The 2581-nt window shown below is 29.6% G+C and carries 3 protein-coding genes; all 3 read right to left on the bottom strand.

The annotated features are described in order from the left end of the window. Nucleotides 1–50: 50 nt before the first annotated feature. The 3 genes from BM384_RS16605 to BM384_RS16595 all read right to left on the bottom strand — a co-directional run bounded on the left by BM384_RS16605 (nt 51) and on the right by BM384_RS16595 (nt 2237). Entirely contained in the window at nt 51–464 is a 414-nt protein-coding gene (locus BM384_RS16605; RefSeq protein WP_090015313.1) for a hypothetical protein, read from the bottom strand. 18 nt (nt 465–482) lie between these two features. Next, entirely contained in the window at nt 483–725 is a 243-nt protein-coding gene (locus BM384_RS16600) for a hypothetical protein (protein ID WP_090015311.1), read from the bottom strand. 567 nt (nt 726–1292) lie between these two features. Beyond that, nucleotides 1293–2237 (bottom strand): tyrosine-type recombinase/integrase, encoded by a 945-nt coding sequence (locus BM384_RS16595; RefSeq protein WP_090015310.1) that lies wholly within the window; start codon nt 2235–2237, stop codon nt 1293–1295. Nucleotides 2238–2581: the final 344 nt, after the last annotated feature.

Raw genomic sequence — 2581 nt, 5'->3', positions numbered from 1 at the left:
AGTTATTAAATTGGAAAGTTTAAAAGTATGATGTTATATACTAATGATATTCAACTAACATTGGAAAGAACCAAATCATAAGTATAAAATACAATAGTTGTTTCAATATAATTCTTTGCATTTATAGCACCCACATCAAGCATAATACAATAATCATTAATTTCATTAAAGAAATCAATATACCTATTATAAGTATTTAGAAAACTTTCTTCTATTTCCTGATCACTTGCATTTGATTTAATTTTTATAGTTAAATTGGTCAATGAATCATTAAACTTTATCCTTGCCTTTTTAACATTTTCATATAATGCACTGGCTTGTATAGTATCTAGTTGTACTTTCTCAACTTTTTCTCTAATTTCATCAGTCTTTCTATTTTTCCATATTGTATAAATAAGTGAACCTAAAGATATTAAAGCTGTGAAGCCCATTATACATAACTGTATTATTACTCCAGTTTCCATTTCTATCTCCCTATATTTTTATTTTGTTAAACTTTTCAGCATAGACAACAAATAATTCATATTACTATGGTCTTCATCTTGAATGTATATTGGTCTACCACTAAACCTTTGATATAAATAATTATGTATCTCTTCATCAGTTGTTTCTTCATCAACTAATTTATAAGAATTATCTTTATACCATTGTAACACCTCTTGAATTTCATCACTTGTTAACTTCAACCCATATTTCTTAAAAATATATAATGCTAGTTGTTCCATAATTTCGCCTCCCACTTTCATTTTATTGTATATTTTACCATATTTTTAAATATTTATAAATACATAGTTTTTCTTCTGGTTGAGCTTGGACACGTTTCTAATAGACATAGCTTACCCTGTATTTCTACAAGGTAATGCATTTATCTTCTGTATATCGCTATTGTATCTCTTGTTTGACTTTCTGACTTACTAACTGCTACTTTAACACCTACAGTCTACCCATAGGCAACATAACAGCCCCTGACGTTATCACGTCTAGACTTCCACCCCAGCTAATTTCTAAAGTGGTCAGCTGTACCCACTTAAAGCAATAGGCAAAGTCAGTTTACCTACTCCTGCTGTATTTTCTGCATTGGCTACAGCTCACCTACTAGATATATTTATAGTAGTTCTAGTTGCTAAGACTACTAACCTTCCCCTAAAAAAGGGTATAGGAAATAAAGCCTTGCATTTACCTCTTTTTTGAATTACAATTAACTTGCGATTTAGTTGTAATCTCTTTATGAAGAGGTGCAAAGTTTTATAAAACAATATTTAGTTTTAGTAGTTACCATTTTAGTGTGGTAGCTATTTTTTTTTTTTCAGCTTAATAAAGTTACTATTAAACTCCTGTAGAATGTTATAGTTATCTACTTCTGCTTTAATATCAGAAATCAGCACATTCAAATAATTCTGTGTTATCTGTAATGAACTATGTCCAAGTATCTTTTGAAGAACTGCTATACTATTCCCTCCTAGCACCCACTTCTTTGCAAAAGTATGTCTAAGCTTATGAATAGAAGTTGTTTCCACTCCTCTCTTCCGATTATAAGAAGCTATAGCCTGTATTGTACTGCTCTTATTTAATGGCTTTCCATAACAATTACAAAATAGCCTATCTTCTAAATCTCCATACTGGCGATACTTTAAATACTCTTTCAAGATACTCATTATCTGTTTATTCAAAGGAATGATTAATGATTTCCTATTCTTTGTATGCATTATATTAACAACTTCATCATCAAAGTTAATATCTTTAACTCTTATATTGATTAAACTACTAAGCCTTATGCCAGTAGATAAAAACATTGCCACCATAACATAATTTCTATACTCAACAAAACTACACTTGTTGATATTAGGTTTCTTCAGAAGCTTTTCTAATTCTTCATCTGTATAAGTTGCTATTGGCTGTTTATCTACCTTAGGAAGTTCCATCTTAAATGAGTTACAATATTCCTGCCTTATGTAGAAATTAATAATAGTCTTTAAATCTCTTGCATATGTAAATAATGTCTGTGAGCTGATTTCTTTATTTTTTCTAACATTAACAATAAAAGAATCAAATATAGACTTATCAATATGTGCAATTTCTATATTTTCACCAATGTACTTTATTAACTGTATGTAACTTTGTTCATAATGATTTATTGTTCCTTCCCTTAATCCTCTTGCTTTACAATTGAATAAGAAATCTTCAAAACCTTCTTTAAATGTTTTACCTTTATCCATCTTCATTCTTATCCTTTTCACTCCATCACCTCCAGTGTACTTCGTACAGTTAAATTCGCCTTAAGCGAGTGAAATTGCCTATGGCAGTATAATTTATCTACGATAAGTTAAATATTACTTCCTAATGTTGAAGGATGAAATTCTAAGGAATTTCTAAAAATATATTTCTTACTAACGACCTAGGGAGTTAGTTTCCTTCTACTAATTCGCAGAATTAATTTCGCTTGTAGTAGCAGTCACCTGCAAATTTCGCTATTCCACAGGAATAATTGTAAGCGTAAAGGATTTGGTATCTAGATATTAGAAGCGCCCTCTTGGTAAAATTTATAAAAATATAAATTTTATTCGGAGGGTACTTATGTATA

Origin of the sequence: Clostridium sp. DSM 8431 (genome assembly GCF_900116755.1) — a bacterium.
GTDB lineage: Bacteria > Bacillota > Clostridia > Clostridiales > Clostridiaceae > Clostridium.
The sequence above is the reverse complement of the archived record's forward strand: the minus strand, read 5'-3'. Positions and strand labels throughout refer to the sequence as shown.